The organism is Flavobacterium zhairuonense, assembly GCF_004352915.1.
In the GTDB taxonomy this organism is placed as follows: Bacteria; Bacteroidota; Bacteroidia; order Flavobacteriales; family Flavobacteriaceae; genus Flavobacterium; species Flavobacterium zhairuonense.
This window is the reverse complement of sequence record NZ_SJSY01000073.1, coordinates 1-19,934: the sequence shown is the minus strand read 5'-3', so window position 1 is coordinate 19,934 and position 19,934 is coordinate 1. Positions and strand designations below refer to the sequence as shown.

At 33.0% G+C, this 19,934-nt stretch carries 19 protein-coding genes; 13 read left to right on the top strand and 6 right to left on the bottom strand.

The features are described 5' to 3' along the window. Positions 1 to 4 precede the first annotated feature (4 nt). The 10 genes from EYY60_RS12235 to scpA all read left to right on the top strand — a co-directional run bounded on the left by EYY60_RS12235 (position 5) and on the right by scpA (position 9,249). Complete coding sequence (locus EYY60_RS12235; protein WP_132989612.1) at positions 5 to 472, top strand: low molecular weight protein-tyrosine-phosphatase; 468 nt, start codon at positions 5 to 7, stop codon at positions 470 to 472. Between the two features lie 60 nt (positions 473 to 532). Then, a complete protein-coding gene (locus EYY60_RS12230; protein ID WP_132989611.1) occupies positions 533 to 1,246 on the top strand; it encodes an SAM-dependent methyltransferase in 714 nt (237 codons plus the stop codon). A gap of 21 nt (positions 1,247 to 1,267) precedes the next feature. Further along, the gene (locus EYY60_RS12225) at positions 1,268 to 1,726 is read left to right on the top strand and encodes an energy transducer TonB (protein WP_132989610.1); all 459 of its coding nucleotides are present in this window, start codon (positions 1,268 to 1,270) and stop codon (positions 1,724 to 1,726) included. Positions 1,727 to 1,783: 57 nt separating this feature from the next. Next, complete coding sequence (locus EYY60_RS12220) at positions 1,784 to 2,257, top strand: energy transducer TonB (RefSeq protein WP_132989609.1); 474 nt, start codon at positions 1,784 to 1,786, stop codon at positions 2,255 to 2,257. A 37-nt stretch (positions 2,258 to 2,294) separates the two neighbouring features. Next, the gene (locus tag EYY60_RS12215) at positions 2,295 to 3,422 is read left to right on the top strand and encodes a methionine aminotransferase (protein WP_132989608.1); all 1,128 of its coding nucleotides are present in this window, start codon (positions 2,295 to 2,297) and stop codon (positions 3,420 to 3,422) included. A 74-nt stretch (positions 3,423 to 3,496) separates the two neighbouring features. Then, entirely contained in the window at positions 3,497 to 4,378 is an 882-nt protein-coding gene (locus EYY60_RS12210; RefSeq protein WP_026727944.1) for an SDR family oxidoreductase, read from the top strand. 266 nt (positions 4,379 to 4,644) lie between these two features. Beyond that, the gene (udk, locus tag EYY60_RS12205; protein WP_008467967.1) at positions 4,645 to 5,253 is read left to right on the top strand and encodes a uridine kinase; all 609 of its coding nucleotides are present in this window, start codon (positions 4,645 to 4,647) and stop codon (positions 5,251 to 5,253) included. A 107-nt stretch (positions 5,254 to 5,360) separates the two neighbouring features. Next, positions 5,361 to 5,693: an FtsB family cell division protein gene (locus tag EYY60_RS12200; protein ID WP_132989607.1), complete on the top strand. Its 333-nt coding sequence runs from the start codon at positions 5,361 to 5,363 to the stop codon at positions 5,691 to 5,693. A 16-nt stretch (positions 5,694 to 5,709) separates the two neighbouring features. Then, on the top strand, positions 5,710 to 7,074 hold the full coding sequence (locus tag EYY60_RS12195; RefSeq protein WP_132989606.1) for a methylmalonyl-CoA mutase subunit beta: 1,365 nt from the start codon (positions 5,710 to 5,712) through the stop codon (positions 7,072 to 7,074). Positions 7,075 to 7,113: 39 nt separating this feature from the next. Then, entirely contained in the window at positions 7,114 to 9,249 is a 2,136-nt protein-coding gene (gene scpA / locus EYY60_RS12190; RefSeq protein ID WP_162847880.1) for a methylmalonyl-CoA mutase, read from the top strand. Between the two features lie 51 nt (positions 9,250 to 9,300). On the opposite strand, the gene EYY60_RS12185 is transcribed toward scpA, so the two are convergent. From EYY60_RS12185 to dapF, 4 genes are all read right to left on the bottom strand, one after another. Beyond that, positions 9,301 to 9,942: a peptidoglycan-binding protein LysM gene (locus tag EYY60_RS12185; protein ID WP_132989605.1), complete on the bottom strand. Its 642-nt coding sequence runs from the start codon at positions 9,940 to 9,942 to the stop codon at positions 9,301 to 9,303. A 528-nt stretch (positions 9,943 to 10,470) separates the two neighbouring features. Continuing rightward, complete coding sequence (gene mltG / locus EYY60_RS12180; RefSeq protein WP_132989604.1) at positions 10,471 to 11,511, bottom strand: endolytic transglycosylase MltG; 1,041 nt, start codon at positions 11,509 to 11,511, stop codon at positions 10,471 to 10,473. A gap of 10 nt (positions 11,512 to 11,521) precedes the next feature. Beyond that, positions 11,522 to 12,055: a GNAT family N-acetyltransferase gene (locus EYY60_RS12175; RefSeq protein WP_132989603.1), complete on the bottom strand. Its 534-nt coding sequence runs from the start codon at positions 12,053 to 12,055 to the stop codon at positions 11,522 to 11,524. Between the two features lie 29 nt (positions 12,056 to 12,084). Beyond that, positions 12,085 to 12,867 (bottom strand): diaminopimelate epimerase, encoded by a 783-nt coding sequence (gene dapF, locus EYY60_RS12170; RefSeq protein ID WP_132989602.1) that lies wholly within the window; start codon positions 12,865 to 12,867, stop codon positions 12,085 to 12,087. A gap of 170 nt (positions 12,868 to 13,037) precedes the next feature. Between dapF and EYY60_RS12165 the strand changes: the two genes are divergently transcribed. Together EYY60_RS12165 and EYY60_RS12160 are read left to right on the top strand one after the other, a co-directional pair. After that, complete coding sequence (locus tag EYY60_RS12165; protein WP_132989601.1) at positions 13,038 to 14,438, top strand: trypsin-like peptidase domain-containing protein; 1,401 nt, start codon at positions 13,038 to 13,040, stop codon at positions 14,436 to 14,438. A 161-nt stretch (positions 14,439 to 14,599) separates the two neighbouring features. After that, entirely contained in the window at positions 14,600 to 16,048 is a 1,449-nt protein-coding gene (locus EYY60_RS12160; RefSeq protein ID WP_132989600.1) for a glyceraldehyde-3-phosphate dehydrogenase, read from the top strand. An 82-nt stretch (positions 16,049 to 16,130) separates the two neighbouring features. On the opposite strand, the gene EYY60_RS12155 is transcribed toward EYY60_RS12160, so the two are convergent. Beyond that, complete coding sequence (locus EYY60_RS12155; protein ID WP_132989599.1) at positions 16,131 to 16,589, bottom strand: Lrp/AsnC family transcriptional regulator; 459 nt, start codon at positions 16,587 to 16,589, stop codon at positions 16,131 to 16,133. A gap of 200 nt (positions 16,590 to 16,789) precedes the next feature. Between EYY60_RS12155 and ald the strand changes: the two genes are divergently transcribed. Continuing rightward, positions 16,790 to 17,908 (top strand): alanine dehydrogenase, encoded by a 1,119-nt coding sequence (ald, locus tag EYY60_RS12150; RefSeq protein ID WP_035648040.1) that lies wholly within the window; start codon positions 16,790 to 16,792, stop codon positions 17,906 to 17,908. A 122-nt stretch (positions 17,909 to 18,030) separates the two neighbouring features. Here the strand turns inward: ald and pafA are convergent, their stop codons facing one another. Further along, the gene (gene pafA / locus EYY60_RS12145; protein WP_132989598.1) at positions 18,031 to 19,671 is read right to left on the bottom strand and encodes an alkaline phosphatase PafA; all 1,641 of its coding nucleotides are present in this window, start codon (positions 19,669 to 19,671) and stop codon (positions 18,031 to 18,033) included. Positions 19,672 to 19,934 lie beyond the last annotated feature (263 nt).

Sequence of the window (19,934 nt, the reverse complement as noted above, 5' to 3'; positions counted from 1 at the left end):
CATCATGCCAGTAAAAGTTTTAATGGTTTGTTTGGGAAATATTTGCAGATCACCTTTAGCTGAAGGAATTTTAGCATCAAAATTACCCGCAGACAAATTTATTGTAGATTCAGCAGGAACTGGATCTTGGCATATTGGACATTGTCCTGATAAACGCTCTATAGAGGTTGCCCGAAAAAACGGAATCAACATCAGCGCACAAAAAGGCAGACAAATTCAAGCTTCTGATTTTGATGAATTCGACTATATATATGTAATGGATAATTCGAATTTTCGCGATGTAGTCCATTTAGCCAAAACTCCAGAACATAAAAATAAAGTTCGTTTGATTCTAAACGAATTATTCCCAGATGAAAATGTCGACGTTCCAGATCCTTATTACGGTTCTGCAAACGGTTTTGACAACGTTTACCAAATGCTGGATGAAGTGACTGACTTAATTGCAGATCAGCTACTTAAAAAGCATTCCTAATCCAATTCAATTGTTTCTAAAAAAGAGATAATTGAATTTTTTAATTTTAAACAAAAACACATGAAATCTTTCGGAAAATTATATCTAATTCCAACCACAATGGGCGAAAGCGATCCGATGGATGTTTTACCACAAACCGTTAGAAGAACAATCGAAGTTATCGACCACTATATTGTTGAAAATGACAAAACCGCCAGAAAATCTATAAAAGCAGTTTATCCAGAAAAAAAACAATCTGAACTGGTTCTTTTCACATTAAACAAAAGAACAGAAACCAGCGAACATAATGATTTCATCAAACCTTTATTAGAAGGAAAAAATATGGGCTTAATGAGTGAAGCGGGTTGCCCAGGTGTTGCTGATCCAGGTGCTGTAATTGTGAAACTAGCACATGAAAAAGGGATTCAGGTTGTTCCGTTAGTTGGACCTTCTTCTATCCTATTGGCTATGATGGCTTCCGGAATGAACGGTCAAAGCTTTACTTTTAATGGTTATTTGCCAATTGATAAAGATGAAAAAAAATCAGCAATACGTCATTTTGAGAGATTATCTCAGGACAAAAATCAATCACAATTATTTATTGAAACACCGTACAGAAACAATAAATTAATCGAAGATCTTTTGCAGATTTTAAATCCGTCAACACATTTATGTATTGCGACTGACATTACTTTGCCAACAGAATTCATTAAAACTATGAAAGTTTCAGATTGGAAAAAATTGAAAGTCGATATTGATAAACGACCAACTATTTTTATTATTCATAAAATGTAAACTAACTATAAAACCACTATAATGAAAAAATTTCTTATCCTTGTTTTGATTTGCTTTGCACAAAGTACATTTTCACAAAACGCTGCACAGAACTCAAAAAGTACTGAAACAGTAATAACAATAGACCAACCAGCAGGTAATTCAGCAGCTACAAACAATGAGGATAATGTCGTTTATAACGCGGCTGGCATAGATGTTAAACCAGACTTCCCTGGGGGAATGGACAAATTTTATCAATTTGTAGACAGCAATTTTAAAACTCCTGAAGGAGCTAAAAACATAAAAGGAAAAAAAATCTACATAACATTTATCGTTGAAAAAGATGGATCATTAAGTGATATAAAAGTCCTTAGAGATGCTGGTTATGAAACAGGAACTGAAGCAATTCGTGTTTTAAAAACTTGCCCGAAATGGAATCCTGGAGAAAACAATGGTAAAAAAATAAGAGTTTTATATTCTTTACCAATAACCATGAAATAATCTAATTTAGATTCTTTCACTTTACACTCACAAGTTTTTCTCAAATCAAACTTTATCATGAGTAAACTTCCAAACATAACCACAAGCATTTTTACGGTAATGTCAAAAATGGCATCGAATTTCAAAATCACAAGAAATGCCTTATTTTTTTTAATTTGCTTTGTACAGAACATATTTTCTCAAACAGAAAACAACAAATCTCTTATTAATGAAGATGATCATATTTACAGTGTAAATTCTTTACGTATTCAACCAGACTTCCCTGGAGGTTTTAATAAACTATATGAATTTATCAGTGCAAATTTTAGATGTCCTAATGAAAACCCTAATATTAATGGACATATTATTGTAAATTTTGTTGTTGAAAAAGATGGAACTTTAACCAATTTCAAAATTTATCGTGATTTGGGATACAATACAGCTGAAGAAATTATTCGTGTTTTACAATTGGCTCCAAAATGGATTCCTGGCAGACAGAATAGTGAGCCTTTGCGATCATCTTACACGACAGTTTTCAATATAAATAATTGATTAAAGTCATTAAGTTTTCCATTTATCAAACTTTATTATGAGTAAACTACCAAACATAACGACAAGCATTTTTACGGTAATGTCTAAAATGGCAGCCGAATACAATGCAATAAATCTTTCGCAAGGATTTCCAAATTTTCCTGTTGACGAAAGATTGACGGATATTGTTTCAAGGTTATCAAAAGAAAACGTACATCAATATACACCAATGGCTGGTTATCCGCCATTGATGAACAAAATTGCAAAACTGACTGAGAGTTCTTATAAAAGAACAATTAATCCTGAAACAGAACTTTTAGTTACAGCAGGCGCGACACAGGGAATTTTTACCACAATTTTAGCATTAGTAAAAGAAAATGATGAAGTAATTATTCTTGATCCGAGTTATGATTCTTATGAATCTCCTGTTTTACTTTGTAAAGCAAAACCGGTGCGGGTTGCATTAAATGATGATTATACGCCGAATTGGGAAACTATCGAAAAAGCTTGTTCGGAGAAAAGCCGAATGATTATCATCAATAATCCGCACAATCCGACTGGGAAAATATTAAACGAAAATGATTTTCTTCAACTAGAAAAAATACTTGCCAAATATCCAGATCTTTTAGTTTTATCTGATGAAGTATATGAATACATCACTTTCGAAGAAAAGCATATTTCAGCACATACCAAAAACTTTCTTTTAGATCGTTGCATTATGGTTTCTTCTTTCGGAAAATCATTTCATATTACAGGCTGGAAAATTGGCTACACAATTGCACCGGAATATTTAATGAAAGAAATCAAAAAAGTACATCAGTTTTTGGTTTTCAGTGTAAACAGCATTTCTCAATTTGCTATCAGCGAATATTTAGATGTTGTTGATGTAAATCTGCTCGGAAAATTCTATCAAGAAAAAAGAGATTATTTTCAAAAACTGCTTCAAAACAGCCGATTTGAATTGAAACCATGCGAAGGAACTTATTTTCAAGTGGCTTCTTATGCAAATATTTCTGATGAAGACGACGTGACTTTCTGCAAAAACTTAATCATTAATCACGGTGTTGCGGCAATTCCAATTTCAACTTTTTATTCCGATCATAAAGACCAAAAATTGATTCGTTTTTGTTTCGCAAAAGATAATTTCACCCTTGAATCTGCCGCAAAAAAACTGTGCGAAATATAAAGTTTATCAAAATTTTATAACAATATTATGCGTGCATCCTATTTTTTTAATTAATATTGTAAAAAAAGAAAAGTATGAGCTATACAGATAAAATGTTGCGCGATGATGCCTTAAAAGGCAAAGTCATTGTAGTTACTGGGGGCGGAAGCGGTTTAGGAAAGGCAATGACAAAATATTTCTTAGAATTAGGCGCTCAGGTAGCGATTACTTCTAGAGATTTAGAAAAATTAAAAACAACTGCTTCAGAATTAGAAAGCGAAACTGGCGGGAAATGTTTACCGCTACAGTGTGACGTACGCCATTATGAAGAAGTAGAAAATATGCTTCAGGAAACTTTAAAAGTTTTCGGAAAAGTGGATGTTCTATTGAACAACGCAGCAGGAAATTTTATTTCTCCAACAGAGAGACTATCAGCAAATGCATTTGATACTGTTATAGATATCGTATTAAAAGGCTCAAAAAACTGTACACTCGCTTTTGGGAAACATTGGATTGACACCAAACAAACATCAGCAACTATTCTAAATATCGTGACCACTTATGCATGGACAGGATCAGCTTATGTGGTACCAAGTGCAACTGCAAAAGCTGGAGTTTTGGCCATGACACGAAGTCTTGCTGTAGAATGGGCAAAATACGGAATTCGTTCTAACGCAATTGCTCCGGGACCGTTCCCAACAAAAGGAGCTTGGGACAGATTATTGCCAGGCGATCTTTCAGAGAAGTTTGACATGGCAAAAAAAGTGCCTTTGAAACGTGTTGGAGATCACCAAGAATTGGCAAATTTAGCCGCTTATTTAGTTTCTGATTTTTCAGCTTACGTAAACGGAGACGTTATTACGATTGACGGAGGCGAATGGTTAAAAGGCGCTGGACAATTCAATTTATTAGAAGCAATTCCCGAAGAACTTTGGGATCAGCTTGAAATGATGATAAAAGCAAAAAAAAATAAATAATTACAAGTGCTTACTAAATTCAGAATATTTTATTAAAACTATACTGATTGCACAAATCCCGAAGGTTTACTTTCGGGATTTTTTTTACCATATTAGTTAGTAGTTATTTAACCATATAAGTGATATAAGTTCAGTTAAGTATTGTTCCGCTTAAATATTTTGCAACTTAAATTTACTTACATTACTTATATGGTTAAATTACATTACATGTTTAACAATTCAGTTAAATTATTAATTTTGTCAAACAAATATCAAACAAAAATTTTATGCTCATTATTGGACTTGCAGGAGGAACAGGAAGTGGAAAAACAACAGTAGTACACCAAATCATGAACGAATTACCAGACACAGAAGTTGGCGTAATTTCTCAGGATTCATACTACAAACAAACCGATAATTTATCATTTGACGAAAGAGCATTAATCAATTTTGATCATCCACGTGCAATTGATTTCGAATTGTTGGTAAAACATTTAAAAGCTTTAAAAGCTGGCGAAACAATCGATCAACCTGTATATTCTTTTATTCAACATAATAGAACTGACGATACAGTTTCAACGCATCCGAGAAAAGTAATGATTGTTGAAGGAATTTTGATTTTAACAAATCCTGAACTTCGTGACATGTTCGATATCAAAATCTTTGTTCATGCAGATTCTGACGAAAGATTAATTCGTCGTTTAAAAAGAGATATTTCAGAGCGAGGACGCGATATTGACGAAGTTTTAAACCGTTATCAAACGACTTTAAAACCTATGCATGAGCAATTTATAGAGCCTTCAAAAGCTTTTGCAGATATCATCATCCCAAATGACAAATACAACACGGTAGCAATTGATGTTGTTCGTGCAGTAATTAATCAGCGAATTTCATAATTTTTATCGTAAATTTAAACCATAAAATTATAAGCATCCCGGCCAAAGTCGGGATTGCTCTCAATCAGCTCTAAAAAAGCAATACAATTCAAAAGAAAATATCTTATATGAAATTCAAGAATCCATACAAGGACAAAAAATGGTTCAAATATCTTGGAAACAAATATGTTTGGGTTTTGTTGTTTTTCATAGTTTGGATGCTATTTTTAGATAATTACTCTTATTTTGACCATCGATTTCTTGACGAGCAAATCAATGAGCTTCAGGATAATAAAAAATACTATCAGGACGAAATAAAAAAAGATCAAGAACAGATCAAACAGCTTAAAAATCCTGAACAAATAGAAAAATATGCTCGCGAAAAATACTTTATGAAAAAAGACAGCGAAGATATTTACATCATTCACTTTGAAGGAGACACTATTCAAGAGAAAGAATAATCAGAAAAAATACCTAATGGCCACTAACCTATTCGAAGATTTTAATCCGATTTCATCCAAACAATGGAAACAAAAAATTCAGTTTGAATTAGAAGGCGCCGATTATAATCAAACTGTAATTTGGAATTCTCCCGAAGATATTCAGGTGAAACCTTTTTATCATATAGATGAATTTACAAAATCGGCGACTGTTGAAACTCATGCTTCTGATTTTAAAATCTGCCAAAATATTTTTGTTCATGACATTGAAAAATCAATCAAACGAGCAAATAACACCCTAGAAAGAGGTGCCGAAAGTCTACGTTTTACGATTCAAAACGAAAATATCGATATTGTTTCTTTATTGGAAAATCTTCCTTTAGAGAGCAAAATCATTTACTTCAATTTAACGTTTCTCTCAATCGATTTCGTTAAAAAATTAGACAAAATTGCTACCGAAAAAAAAGCAGTTTTTTTCTGTAATTTAGATCCGATTGGCCAATTAGCGCGTGAAGGAAATTGGTTTTCAACTTCGGATAAAAATAATTTTGAAACACTAGAAAAAATTTCAAAAGAAACAGCAACTGTTTCACTTTTAAGTATTGATTCTAGTTTATACCAAAATGCGGGAGCAAATATTACACAACAAATTGCCTATAGTCTTGCTCACGCAAATGAATATCTAAACCGTTTTCCAGATTTAGCAAAACCAATCGTTTTTCAATTATCTGTTGGCACAAATTATTTTTTTGAAATTGCAAAACTTCGTGCTTTGCGAATGCTTTTCAAATTAATTGCATCAGAATACAATCCTGATTTAGATTGTCATTTTCTGGTTACACCAACCAAACGCAACAAAACTATTTACGATTACAATGTCAATATGCTTCGCACAACGACCGAATGTATGTCGGCAATTTTAGGTGGCGCGGATGCCGTAGCAAATTTGCCTTATGATGCTATATATCATAAAGACAACGAATTTGGTGATCGAATTGCACGCAATCAGCTTTTAGTTTTAAAACACGAAAGTTATTTTGACAAGGTTGACAATCCCACAGATGGAAGTTATTACATTGAAAGTTTAACGATGCAATTGGCTGAAAAAAGTTTGGCACTTTTTAAAGATATCGAAGCAAACGGTGGTTTCTTAAAACTTTTGAACGACGGAACGATCAAAAAGAAAATTCAGGAAAGTGCAACAAAAGAGCAAGAATTATTTGATTCAAAAAAAGAAGTTTTGATTGGAACAAATAAATATCCTAACAAAGAAGACAAGATGAAACATGATTTAGAATTGTTTCCTTTTGTAAAAATCAAGCCGAGAAAAACATTAATTACACCAATAATTGAAAAAAGATTAGCTGAAAAGCTAGAACAAGAAAGATTGGAATTAGAATAATTTTCAATTGTAATTACATTTAAAAAGAAAAAAGTGTCTATGATAAGAAAAGACCTTAAACATATTAATCTTCAAAGTCAAAAGTCAAAAGTCGAAAGTCAAAAGCTAGAAAACTTAACTGATAATTTTATAACTGCCGAAGGAATCGAACTCAAAAAAAACTATTCTGAAAAAGATATAGAAGATTTAGAGTTTCTAGATTTCGGAGCTGGCTTTCCGCCAAATTTACGCGGACCATATGCTACAATGTACGTTCGTCGTCCTTGGACCATTCGCCAATATGCAGGATTTTCAACGGCAGAAGAAAGTAATGCTTTTTACCGAAGAAATCTTGCCGCAGGTCAAAAAGGACTTTCAATCGCTTTTGATTTACCAACACACCGCGGTTACGATTCTGATCACGAACGTGTAGTTGGCGATGTCGGAAAAGCTGGTGTTGCAATTGATTCTGTTGAAGATATGAAAGTATTATTCGATCAGATTCCGTTAGATGAAATGTCGGTTTCGATGACCATGAACGGAGCCGTTTTGCCTATCATGGCATTTTATATTGTTGCAGCCGAAGAACAAGGAGTTTCTCTAAATAAATTATCAGGAACGATTCAGAATGATATTTTGAAGGAATTTATGGTTCGTAATACTTACATTTATCCGCCAGCGCCTTCGATGAAAATTATTGCTGATATTTTTGAGTTTACGAGCAAAAAAATGCCAAAATTCAATTCGATTTCGATTTCAGGTTATCATATGCAGGAAGCTGGCGCAACTGCTGATATTGAATTAGCATATACTCTTGCAGACGGTTTAGAATATATTAGAACTGGATTATCAACCGGAATGACAATTGATGATTTTGCACCTCGCCTTTCTTTCTTTTGGGCTATTGGAATGAATCACTTTATGGAAATTGCCAAAATGAGAGCTGGCCGAATGATTTGGGCAAAATTATTACAGCAATTCAATCCAAAAAGCGATAAATCATTGGCGCTTAGAACTCATTGCCAAACCAGCGGATGGAGTCTGACTGAACAAGATCCGTTTAATAATGTTGCCAGAACTTGTATTGAAGCCACTGCTGCTGCTTTTGGAGGAACGCAATCTTTGCATACAAATGCATTAGATGAAGCAATTGCCTTACCAACAGATTTTTCTGCTAGAATTGCTCGTAATACACAAATCTTTCTACAAGAAGAAACTAAAATTACCAAAACCGTCGATCCATGGGCAGGAAGTTATTATGTTGAAAGTTTGACGAATGAAATTTTGGAAAACACTTGGAAACTTATTCAAGAAGTTGAAGAATTAGGCGGAATGACAAAAGCCATAGAAGCTGGAATTCCAAAACTTCGAATTGAAGAAGCTGCAGCAAGAAAACAAGCCCGAATAGACAGCGGACAAGACATTATTGTTGGTGTTAACAAGTTTAGATTAGAAAAAGAAGATCCGCTTCATATTTTGGATGTTGACAATCAAATGGTACGTAAACAGCAAATTGAGCGTCTTACTGAAATAAAAGCAAAACGAAATACTGAAAAAGTAAATCAATCACTGGAAAAATTAATTCATTGTGCAAAAACTGGACAAGGAAACTTACTGGAAATTGCTGTTGAAGCAGCTCGTGAAAGAGCAACTTTAGGTGAAATTAGCGATGCTCTAGAAAGTATTTTTGGCCGATTCAAAGCACAAATTAAATCCTTTAGCGGTGTGTATAGTGCAGCAATAAAAAATGATGAGAATTTTGAAAAAGCAAAGCAATTAGCTGATGCTTTTGCCAAACAAGAAGGAAGACGCCCAAGAATAATGATTGCCAAAATGGGGCAAGACGGACATGACCGAGGCGCAAAAGTAGTTGCAACAGGCTATGCCGATGTTGGTTTTGATGTTGATATAGGTCCACTTTTTCAAACTCCTGCCGAAGCTGCGAAACAAGCCGTTGAAAATGATGTACATATTTTAGGAGTTTCATCATTGGCAGCCGGACATAAAACTTTAGTGCCACAAGTAATTGAAGAATTGAAAAAACATGGACGCGAAGATATAATGGTAATTGTAGGCGGCGTGATTCCGGTGCAGGACTATCAGTATTTGTTTGATGCTGGTGCTGTTGCCATTTTTGGTCCAGGAACCAAAATTAGCGAAGCGGCAATTCAGATCTTAGAAATCTTAATTGACTAAAAATCATAAAAAAATCCCGAAATTGAATTCGGGATTTTTTATATGCTTTTATTAGATCTTATGTATTGTTGCATTACTGTCTGCCACAATATAAGAGAGATCATAACCGCCGAAATCCTTCATATAACTTTTTAACGAAGTTCCATAAGCATCTCTAAAATGCCTATTCCCTTTATTCTTAAAAAAGTTTTTTACTGAACCAGCACCCCCAAGATGCGCGGCTGCTAAAATTCCGGATTCGGTAATTTCAATACCATTAATTACTTTTCCTTCGTACTTTGCAATTTCGTAACGCAAAATCCATTTGTTTTTGGATAATAATGCAATGAAAGCTTTTTCTTGTAGTGCAGGATCCTTTAAAAAGGCTTTGTTGTTTTTTATACCGATAGCTCTTAGGGCTTCAGAACCAAATTGGTATTTTCCCATATAACCAAGTGAATTTACCAATCGGTATTTTCCTTGAGATTCTTTGAAAGCAACTGCTTCTTTAAAACCTATTAAATGATTTCCTGTGTATGGGACATTGGTATTAGGATAATCATCCTTTTCTTGTGATGGAAACATGTATTCAGTTCCATCTGTTTTTTCCGTTAAAAACCAAGGCTCGGTTTTTACTTTGAAGGGTTTAAAACCCAAACTTAAAAATGTAATAATAACGACTAAACTCGCATAAAAATACCACTTCTTTATCATAAAATGTTTTTCTTCAAAACGCTGTCACCTTTTTGAAATTTCTACGATGCAAAGATAAGCAATACAAAAAAACTCAGTAAATCAACACTTTACGAGTTTTAGCAAATTTTAAAATCTTTCGAAACCCCTTTGATAATGCAGTTTTCGGAAGGTTTTGCAAAAACTAAAAAACTCGAAAATACAGTCAAAATAAAAATCCAAAAAACCTCATTTTTATCAATTTTTTATCAAATTCGTTAATTTCATAAGATAAAACTTATGATATTTTACAATTTAGTAGCTTAAATTTAATTTTGCTTTCTAAAACCAACATAAAATTTACAAGATAAAAGCTACAAACAAGAGTTTTTTAAGCTTTTTTTAAATGCAAAACTACTTTCAAAGATCAAAAAACTTCTGAAAAAAAAGCTTATTTGTACGAAAAAACACCATTATTGAAGGTCATTTTTTTTACGCTTTTAAGAAATAAACATAAAAAAACCGATGCATTTTTGCATCGGTCTTGATTGATTTTTGTGTAATGATTTTTTATCTTGTTACACCTTGACTTGCGATCCAGTCAGAGTACTTTTTAGCATTTATATTATGTTCTGCTAAAGTAGAAGCAAATTCGTGATAACCAAAACGATCAACGCTTGCACAGAAATAAATATAATCGTTTTTCTCAGGATTTAAAACTGCGTCAAGAGCTGTAATATCAGGCATTGCAATTGGCCCCGGAGGAAGTCCTGTATTTACATAAGTATTATATGGAGACCTCATAACCAAATCGTTATAAAAAACTCTCTTGATTACTTGGTCAAAATTATTATCTCTTAATTTCAAAGCATAAATTACAGTTGGGTCTGCCTGAAGTGGCATATCTAAACGCAAACGGTTTAAATAAACTCCTGCAATACGTGGTCTCTCATCTTTCTTCACAGACTCTTTATGTACAATTGATGCCAAAATAGTAGCTTGAACTGGAGTAAGGCCTTGTTTTTTAGCTTTCGCGATTCTTTCCGCAGTCCAAAATTTATGGTATTCCTTGATCATTTTATCACGGAATTTTTCCGCTGAAGTATTCCAATAAATTTCATAAGTATTCGGAATAAACATGGCAAATACATTGTCTTCATTGAAACCATTCTGCGCCATGAAAGTAGAATCTTTAATCGCTTTTAATAAAGATAAACTGTCTGCTTCGATTTCTGAACCCACTCTTCCAGCAAAATTTTCTAAGCGCTCTTGATTATTAAAAGCTAATTTAACTGGAACATTCGAACGCATCGCACGAACCAAATCAATATTATTCATACCATTTTTTAGCAAGAAACGACCTGATTTCACATTTTCTGGATAGCTTCTTTTGCTAGCAACTAATTCAAAATTATCGAAATTCTTGATATAAGGTTCTAGTATTTTTTTAACGTCGGTGTAGTTTGCTCCACTTGGGACATAAACATAAAGTTCTTTTTCTTCAAATTTAGTATTAGAACTAAAAATTCTGCTGATTAATATGAATCCGTAAATTAATAATACTGAGATTATTGCAACGGCAGTTATGGTGATTATTTTTTTTAAGCTCAAAGTTTAAAATTTAAATTTGTTTGTTAATTAATTGAAAAATTGCTTCGTCTTGATAGTGGTTATTCAGCAAAATCCAATCTTTTTTAATTCCTATTTTCTCAAAACCAAATTTAGTAAAAAGAGCTATACTAGCTACATTTCCTACATTAATATTTGCATAAAGCTGATGCAGATTTAAATTAAAAAAAGCATATTTAATTAAAAGTTCTAATGCCTCAGAACCAATATTTTGTCCTCTATTTTCTTTTTTCTGAATCACAATTCCAATTCCGGCTCTATTATTCTTTGGATCAAATTCAAACAAATCGATCAATCCAATTGCCGGAAAATCCTCGTCTTGACAAATTGCCAAACGCAATTGCTTTGCTTCATAAATATCTTGTTGAGCGTTTTCGAGATATTGCCTAATCAAATAACGGCTATAAGGCGTATTTGTATTGCTAACTTCCCAAATGCTTTGATCATTTTCCATTTCATGCACAAACTCCAAATCGTTTGGTTCTAATGCACGCAAGTAAATATTTTCGCCTTTGAGTGTTATCATAAATAATTTTAGAATTTAGATTGCAGATTTTAGATTTCGATAGTTCCTTTAAAAACAAATTTTGCTGGTCCTGTCAAGAAAACATTTGAAAAATGTTCTCCTAATTTATCAAATGAAACAACTAGCTTTCCTCCTTCAACATTTAGATTAATTGACGTTTTATCCGTTTGCCCAATTGCATTCATTGCGATTGCAACTGCTGTTGCGCCCGTTCCACATGCAAGAGTTTCATCTTCAACACCTCTTTCATAGGTACGAAGCGAAAAAGTATCTTCGTCGATTTTTTTAACGAAATTGATATTGCTTCCTTTTTCTCCGTACAAAGCACCATAACGAATCGCTGCTCCATTTTCTTTTACATTGTATTGCTCTAAATTTTCTACAATTTGAACATGATGTGGAGAACCCGTATTTAAAAAAGTATGCGAATCGTGTTTCTGAATTTCATCGACATCAATCATTTGCAATGAAACAATCGAATCCTTATTTACAGAAGCATGATGCAATCCATCAGTAGCGATAAAAGTTGTTTTGTCTTCTATAACTCCAAGCTGGTTTGCAAAAGCTACAAGACAACGCCCGCCATTTCCGCACATTGAACTTTCATTTCCGTCTGAGTTGTAATAAACCATTCTGAAATCAGTTTCAGAATCATTTTCTAATAAAATAAGGCCGTCTGCACCAATACCAAAACGTCTGTCACACAAACGTTCAATTAATTGAATGTCTTCTTTTGGAAAAAAATTCGAACGATTGTCAATCATTACAAAATCGTTCCCTGTACCTTGATATTTATAAAATTCTATTTGCATTTTTTAGTTGTTAGAAATACAAAAGTACGAAGAAACTGCGAAGATTAATTAATGAAATGTTAATCATTGTTAAAGAGCGTTAAACCATTTTACCAAATAATTTTTTGGTATAATTTTACGTTACAAATGTTAAAACATACATCTAAATAACTTATAAAATAAATTGTAATATGAAAAAATTTTCAACCTTATTTTTAGTTTCTCTGCTAAGCGGCGCTACTACCCTTGGTGCTTACAAGTTATTATTTGAAAGCAACAATTCTTTTTTTGGGAAAGGAAATTCTGTTGTAACTCTTGCCCCTAACACTTATGGAAAAAATGTTGGCCTAGGTGCTGAAACACTAGATTTTACCGAAGCCGCAGACAAAACTATTCATACCGTTGTTCACGTAAAAAATGTTTCTAGAAGAACTGTCAACAATCCAATGCTTGAGTTTTTCTATGGTTACGGCGGACAACAGCAACAAGAACAAGTAGGAACTGGTTCTGGGGTAATTATTTCTGAAGACGGATATATTGTTACAAACAATCACGTAATTAAAGACGCTACAGAAATTGAAATTACTTTAAATAATAAAAAATCATATAAAGCAAAATTAATCGGTACAGATTCAAAAATGGATATTGCCCTTTTGAAAATCAATGCTGATGAAAAACTTCCTTACACTGCTTTTGCAAATTCTGACAATGTAAAAGTCGGCGAGTGGGTCTTGGCAGTTGGAAATCCTTATAACTTGACTTCAACTGTAACTGCAGGAATTGTTTCGGCGAAAGCCAGAAATTTAGACCAAAGTGGCATCCAATCTTTCATTCAAACTGATGCAGCTGTAAACCCTGGTAATAGTGGTGGGGCGTTAGTAAATGCAAGAGGAGAATTGATCGGAATTAACACCATGATTTCTTCGATGACTGGTTCTTATGTTGGATATTCTTTTGCAGTTCCATCAAACATTGCCAGAAAAATTATTGAAGATATAATGGAGTATGGAAATGTTCAAAGAGGTATTCTTGGAGTTGAAGGAGGCGAATTAAATGCAACTGCTTCAAAAGAATTAGGAGTAACAGAAACGCAAGGATTTTATATTAACCGAGTTTCTAAAAATTCTGGAGCCGAAAAAGCTGGCTTAACTAAAGGCGATATTATCGTAAAACTTGACGATCAAAATATTTCGACTTATGCAGATCTTTCGGGATATATCAATACAAAAAGACCAAATGACGTTGTAAAAGTTACTTATATTAAAGACGGAAAAACGAAAACAGTTCCTGTAACTTTAAGCAAAAATGAATTTTATAGCGCAGAATTTAAAGGTATCGAATTAGAAAATATTGATGCTGTTGATAAGAAAAAATTCAGAATAGACTATGGCGTTAAAATTAAAAACATCACAAATGAAAATTTAATGCAGTATCAAAATGAGTTGCAAGGAAATATTATTCTAAGTATTGATAATGTAAAAGCAACAAACGTGGAGACAGTTTCTAAACTTTTAAGCAAAAAAGACGAAGGCCAAAGTATTCGAATTGAAATGATAAACAGAAACGGAGAAATCTTTAGAATTATCATTTAAAAAAAGCTAAACTTTCAAAATTTCAAAGCCATCTTAAATTTAAGATGGCTTTTTTTATTTCAAAAATAAATGCTAAAATAGTTTACGAAATCGATTGAAATAGATACTTTTGCGCAAAATTTTAAAATAGTGAGCATTTTATTTTTTCAATTTAGTCAATTATGAGCAAAAAATCCTTGTACCAAAAAGAGGTATCATTACAAGTCGACCGAAGAAGAGCTGGTGTCGAATTAATCAAAGTTATAAGTGATTTATGGTATGACAAATCCATCGAAATGGTTTTATTTAAAAACCAATTATTGGACAAAAATGTCAGCGATATAATCAACCTACATCAATATGCTGGTGAATTTGTTGGAAAACCAATAACCATTTTTGATTCGGTTGAAATTGCAAAAGTTGTTTTGTCATTAGATTTGCCTCCTGCAAAAATAGATTTAGGAAAACTAACTTACGAATATCGTTTAGAAGATGAAAAATATCCAGACGCAAGATATTTTGTAATGGATAAATTAAAGAAAGCTAAATCTTCAGAAGAAATTCAGCCAAAAGATGTTGTTTTGTATGGTTTTGGCAGAATTGGACGTTTATTAGCTAGAGAATTAATGTCTAAAACCGGAAAAGGAAATCAATTACGTTTGAGAGCAATTGTTACACGTGACAAGAATGATATCTCAAGTCTAGAGAAACGAGCTTCTCTATTACGTTATGATTCAATTCACGGAGATTTTCAAGGATCTGTAACTGCCGATCCGAAAAATAACGCTTTAATCATCAACGGAACTACAGTTCATGTCATCACAGCAAATTCTCCTGAAGAAATAGATTATACCCAATACGGAATCAACGACGCGTTAGTTATTGACAATACAGGTGTTTTCACCACAGAAGAAGCTTTAAAAAGACATTTAACCTCAAAAGGAACAAGCAAAGTTTTGTTAACTGCTCCCGGAAAGGGCATTCCAAATATTGTTCATGGTGTAAACCATAATGATTTTAATCCAGACGAAATTGATATTTTTTCTGCGGCATCTTGTACTACTAATGCAATCACGCCAGTTTTGAAAGCGATTGAGGATACACTGGGAGTTGCAAAAGGGCATTTAGAGACTATTCATGCTTATACCAATGACCAAAATTTGGTTGACAATATGCACAGGAAATACCGTCGCGGAAGAGCCGCTGCTCTAAATATGGTGATTACTGAAACTGGCGCAGGAAGTGCTGTAGCAAAAGCATTGCCATCTTTAGAAGGAAAATTAACTTCCAATGCTATTCGTGTTCCTGTTCCTAATGGATCTCTTGTAGTTTTAAATTTAGAAGTTAAAAAAGCAACATCAATTGCAGGAATTAACAAAATCATGAAAAAATATGCTCTTGAAGGAGAACTTGTTGAGCAAATAAAATACTCTCTGAATAATGAATTAGTATCATCAGACATTGTAGGTACCTCTGCGCCTTCAATTTATGACAGCAATGCTACAATTGTCTCAAAAGATGGAAAAAACATTGTACTTTATATTTGGTACGATAACGAATATGGCTACAGTCATCAAGTAATTCGTCTTGCAAAATACATCGCAAAAGTAAGACGCTTTACATACTATTAATAAAAAACCAACCATTAAATAAAACCAAAACCAACTATTTCTAAAAGCCATCAAGTTTTCTTGGTGGCTTTTTTGTTTCTTTTCAAATAGGAAGAACCGTTGTACTTTTTACTTCAGAAATTACAAAAACAGTATTGATTAGCGAAACTTCTGGCAAAACAGATAACTTTTTTTGATGAAAATGATGATAGCTTTCCATGTCAGGAATGATGATCTTCAACATATAATCAAAATTTCCAGAAACATAATTGCATTCTACAACTTCAGGCATTTCTAAAATAGCTTGATTAAAACCTTCAGAAGTATCATAAGTTTGTTTTGTTAAAGTAACTTGGCAATAAACCGTAAGATTGTTTCCTAATTTTTTCTTATTTAAAATTGAAACATACTTCTCTATAACCCCCTCTTTTTCAAGACGTTTAACCCTATCATGAACTGGCGTAAGAGACAGATTTATTTTATTTGCAATGTCTTTTAGTGTATAGTGTGCATTTTCCTGTAAAATACGTAAGATTTTTTTGTCAATATCATCTAAAATCATAACGAAAACGTTTTCTTTAATTATTAGAATTTAGTCATTTTTTCTCTTTTTTGAAGTTAAAAACCTCTCAAACAGAAAATATTTCTGTAAAAATATAAAATAAAATAATATTTTCTTATTTATAAAGCATTTATCAATAATATATTCTCTACTAGTAACTTTGTAAAACAAATTCAAGAAAAACAAAAAAATATAACAATATGATAATAGGTGTTCCAAAAGAAATCAAAAATAATGAGAATCGTGTAGCATTAACTCCAGCTGGTGTTTCTGAAATGAAAAAACACGGACATGTTGTTTACGTACAATCAACTGCAGGTTTAGGAAGTGGATTTGCTGATGAAGAATATACGAATGCAGGCGCAGTAGTTTTAGGAACTATTGAAGAAGTTTACGCTATTGCAGAAATGATCATTAAAGTAAAAGAACCAATTGCTTCTGAATACCCATTGATCAAAAAAGATCAATTATTATTCACTTATTTCCACTTTGCATCTTCTGAAGAATTAACTCATGCAATGCTTGAAAAAGGTGCAGTTTGTTTAGCTTACGAAACTGTAGAAAAAACAGATAGAAGTTTACCATTATTAGTTCCAATGTCTGAAGTTGCAGGTCGTATGGCTATTCAGCAAGGAGCAAAATATCTTGAAAAACCATTAAAAGGAAGAGGAATTCTTTTAGGTGGTGTTCCAGGTGTTCCACCAGCAAAAGTATTAGTTTTAGGTGGAGGAATCGTAGGAACTCAAGCTGCAAAAATGGCTGCTGGTTTAGGGGCTCAAGTTACTATTATGGACTTAAGTTTGCCACGTTTACGCCAATTAGACGATATTATGCCTGCAAACGTAAATACAGAAATGTCTAACCACTATAACATTACAAGAGCCATTAAAGATGCTGATTTAGTTGTTGGTGCTGTTTTAATTCCAGGAGCAAAAGCGCCACACTTAATTACTCGCGACATGCTTAAATTAATGCGTCCAGGGGCTGTTGTTGTAGACGTTGCTGTTGACCAAGGTGGATGTATCGAAACTTGTACTCCTACAACTCACGAAAACCCAACTTTTATTATTGATGATATTGTTCACTATTGTGTAGCTAATATGCCAGGAGCTGTTCCTTACACTTCAACTTTAGCTTTAACTAATGCAACTTTACCATATGCTGTACAATTAGCAAATAAAGGATGGGAAAAAGCATGTGCTGAAAACGAAGAGTTAAGAAAAGGATTGAACGTAGCGAATGGAAAAATCCTTTACAAAGGAGTTGCTGAAGCTTGGAATCTTCCTTATAATGAAGAATTAGTGTTAGCAAACGCATAGGCTAACATTATAATAAGTGCTTACTAAACACTACTGAAAAGGCTTTTCTTTATTGAAAAGCCTTTTTTAGTAAAATAAAAGCCAGTCAAATGACTGGCTTTTATTTTTGTATTTATCCCAAATTACTTTTTTGTAGTCGAAGCTTCTTTTTTCTCATCTAAAACTTCCTGCATAACTTTTGCTTCAGTTCCATTAGGGAAAGTAACTTTTATTTTTTGAGATATTGTCGGAGCAATTTCTGTGATAGCTTTTTTATCGTAGGACTCTCCTTTTTTAATGTGCCAACCAAAAAATATAGCAGGAACATGAGTATCATAACTGTAAGGTGTTCCATGAGATGTACCTGTTGTAGAATATTCAATATAACCCGGCTTATCAATTACAATCATATCGCCATCCTGTGTTACATCGTAACCTTTAGCAACAAAGTTTAAGTAATAATCATTTCCACCGTTTGCTAAAATCTCTTCTTCTGTATATACCTTTTTAACTTGTGGCTGTCCAATTAAAAACTCTTTAAAAGCTTGTTTAACTTTTACCAATTCCAAACCTTTATCTTTAATAATTTGCTTATTGAAGAAAATATTGAAGTTAGAATAATTCAAAAGCAAATCAACTCCAAAAGTCTTAACTGAAAAATCCTGAAGACTTTTGCGAACATCTTTAGAAGGATAATTATCTACATTATATTTACGATCTTTCAAATAAATTACGTTCTCAGCTCCAGCATGATCTGCTGTCAAGAATAATAGATAATTTCCTTTTCCAACTGTTTTATCCAAATAAGCAAGAAAATCAGCAATAGTTTGATCTAATCTTAAGTAAGTATCCTGAAGTTCCATTGAACGTGGCCCTAATAAATGCCCAACATAATCAGTTGAAGAAAAACTTACAGTTAGAAAGTCAGTAATATCATCTTTACCAAGATTTTCTTTTTCGATAGCCTTTTTAGCAAATTCAGCTAAAAGATCATTCCCAAATGGAGTAGCTCTTAAAACTCCTGCATCATTTTTCTCATACATTGTTTTCAAATCATACGGAAAAACTGGTGCGGCACTTCCATATAATTTGCCTTCATACGGATTATCATCAGGAAGACTTTCATTATAAACAGAAGCAGGTTTGTATAAATCCCAACCTTTGTTAATATATTTTAAATAATTCTTTTCATTATTAAATTCTGTTACCCATTCTGGTAATTTTTCACCATAAAAAGTACTTGAAATAAAAGAACCTGTTTTACTGTACCAAAAAGCCCAGTTTGCAAAATGTCCGGCTGGTAAAATTGCTCCACGGTCCTTAAGACTCATTCCAATAACTTTCCCTTGAAAATTAGTAGCCATTCTTACTTCGTCAGTAATAGTAGTGCTTTGAAGATTTTTTGGAGACATTGCCCCTTCTTCCGCAGTTCCATCACCAACAGTTTTTACACTGGCATCATCTGTACAGTATGTCTCTTTACCTAAAGTCCTACTAAACCATTCATTACCAACAATTCCGTGTGTAGCTGGCGTAGTACCAGTATAGATTGAAGCATGACCTGGAGCAGTATAAGTTGGCATATAATTATAATGCATATTTTGGAAAGTAAATCCTTCATTCATTAACCTCTTAAAGCCATTTTGAGTAAAATCATCTGAAAACCGATACAAATATTCCATTTTCATTTGATCAACAACAATACCGACAACCAACTTAGGGCGCTGTTGAGCATTCATATTTGCGATAACAAATAATGTCAACAATACAATAGTTTTTTTCATACTTAAATTATAATATTTAAAACAAAAATAGGGATTCACATTTAAAAAGGCTAATACAGCTAAATTTAAAACCTTAAATTGACTTTAATTTAACAGAATTATGTCATCAAACAAAGCAATGACAATATAATATATAAATGAATTATAGAGTACAAAGAATAATTATGGCGTTTCCCTTCGGGCCGTGCTGTCCGCTGTATCTTTTGCGGAAGAGCTTTCAAAGGAGAATAGAAGTTTCGGGTTCCCGCAAAAGGATGCCGCTC

Bases quoted from the DNA above. Each gene is read 5' to 3' on its own strand.
- EYY60_RS12235 (WP_132989612.1), top strand. From the start codon at position 5: ATGCCAGTAAAAGTTTTAATGGTTTGTTTGGGAAATATTTGCAGATCA.
- EYY60_RS12230 (WP_132989611.1), top strand. From the start codon at position 533: ATGAAATCTTTCGGAAAATTATATCTAATTCCAACCACAATGGGCGAA.
- EYY60_RS12225 (WP_132989610.1), top strand. From the start codon at position 1,268: ATGAAAAAATTTCTTATCCTTGTTTTGATTTGCTTTGCACAAAGTACA.
- EYY60_RS12220 (WP_132989609.1), top strand. From the start codon at position 1,784: ATGAGTAAACTTCCAAACATAACCACAAGCATTTTTACGGTAATGTCA.
- EYY60_RS12215 (WP_132989608.1), top strand. From the start codon at position 2,295: ATGAGTAAACTACCAAACATAACGACAAGCATTTTTACGGTAATGTCT.
- EYY60_RS12210 (WP_026727944.1), top strand. From the start codon at position 3,497: ATGAGCTATACAGATAAAATGTTGCGCGATGATGCCTTAAAAGGCAAA.
- udk (WP_008467967.1), top strand. From the start codon at position 4,645: ATGCTCATTATTGGACTTGCAGGAGGAACAGGAAGTGGAAAAACAACA.
- EYY60_RS12200 (WP_132989607.1), top strand. From the start codon at position 5,361: ATGAAATTCAAGAATCCATACAAGGACAAAAAATGGTTCAAATATCTT.
- EYY60_RS12195 (WP_132989606.1), top strand. From the start codon at position 5,710: ATGGCCACTAACCTATTCGAAGATTTTAATCCGATTTCATCCAAACAA.
- scpA (WP_162847880.1), top strand. From the start codon at position 7,114: ATGATAAGAAAAGACCTTAAACATATTAATCTTCAAAGTCAAAAGTCA.
- EYY60_RS12185 (WP_132989605.1), bottom strand. From the start codon at position 9,942: ATGATAAAGAAGTGGTATTTTTATGCGAGTTTAGTCGTTATTATTACA.
- EYY60_RS12175 (WP_132989603.1), bottom strand. From the start codon at position 12,055: ATGATAACACTCAAAGGCGAAAATATTTACTTGCGTGCATTAGAACCA.
- dapF (WP_132989602.1), bottom strand. From the start codon at position 12,867: ATGCAAATAGAATTTTATAAATATCAAGGTACAGGGAACGATTTTGTA.
- EYY60_RS12165 (WP_132989601.1), top strand. From the start codon at position 13,038: ATGAAAAAATTTTCAACCTTATTTTTAGTTTCTCTGCTAAGCGGCGCT.
- EYY60_RS12160 (WP_132989600.1), top strand. From the start codon at position 14,600: ATGAGCAAAAAATCCTTGTACCAAAAAGAGGTATCATTACAAGTCGAC.
- EYY60_RS12155 (WP_132989599.1), bottom strand. From the start codon at position 16,589: ATGATTTTAGATGATATTGACAAAAAAATCTTACGTATTTTACAGGAA.
- ald (WP_035648040.1), top strand. From the start codon at position 16,790: ATGATAATAGGTGTTCCAAAAGAAATCAAAAATAATGAGAATCGTGTA.
- pafA (WP_132989598.1), bottom strand. From the start codon at position 19,671: ATGAAAAAAACTATTGTATTGTTGACATTATTTGTTATCGCAAATATG.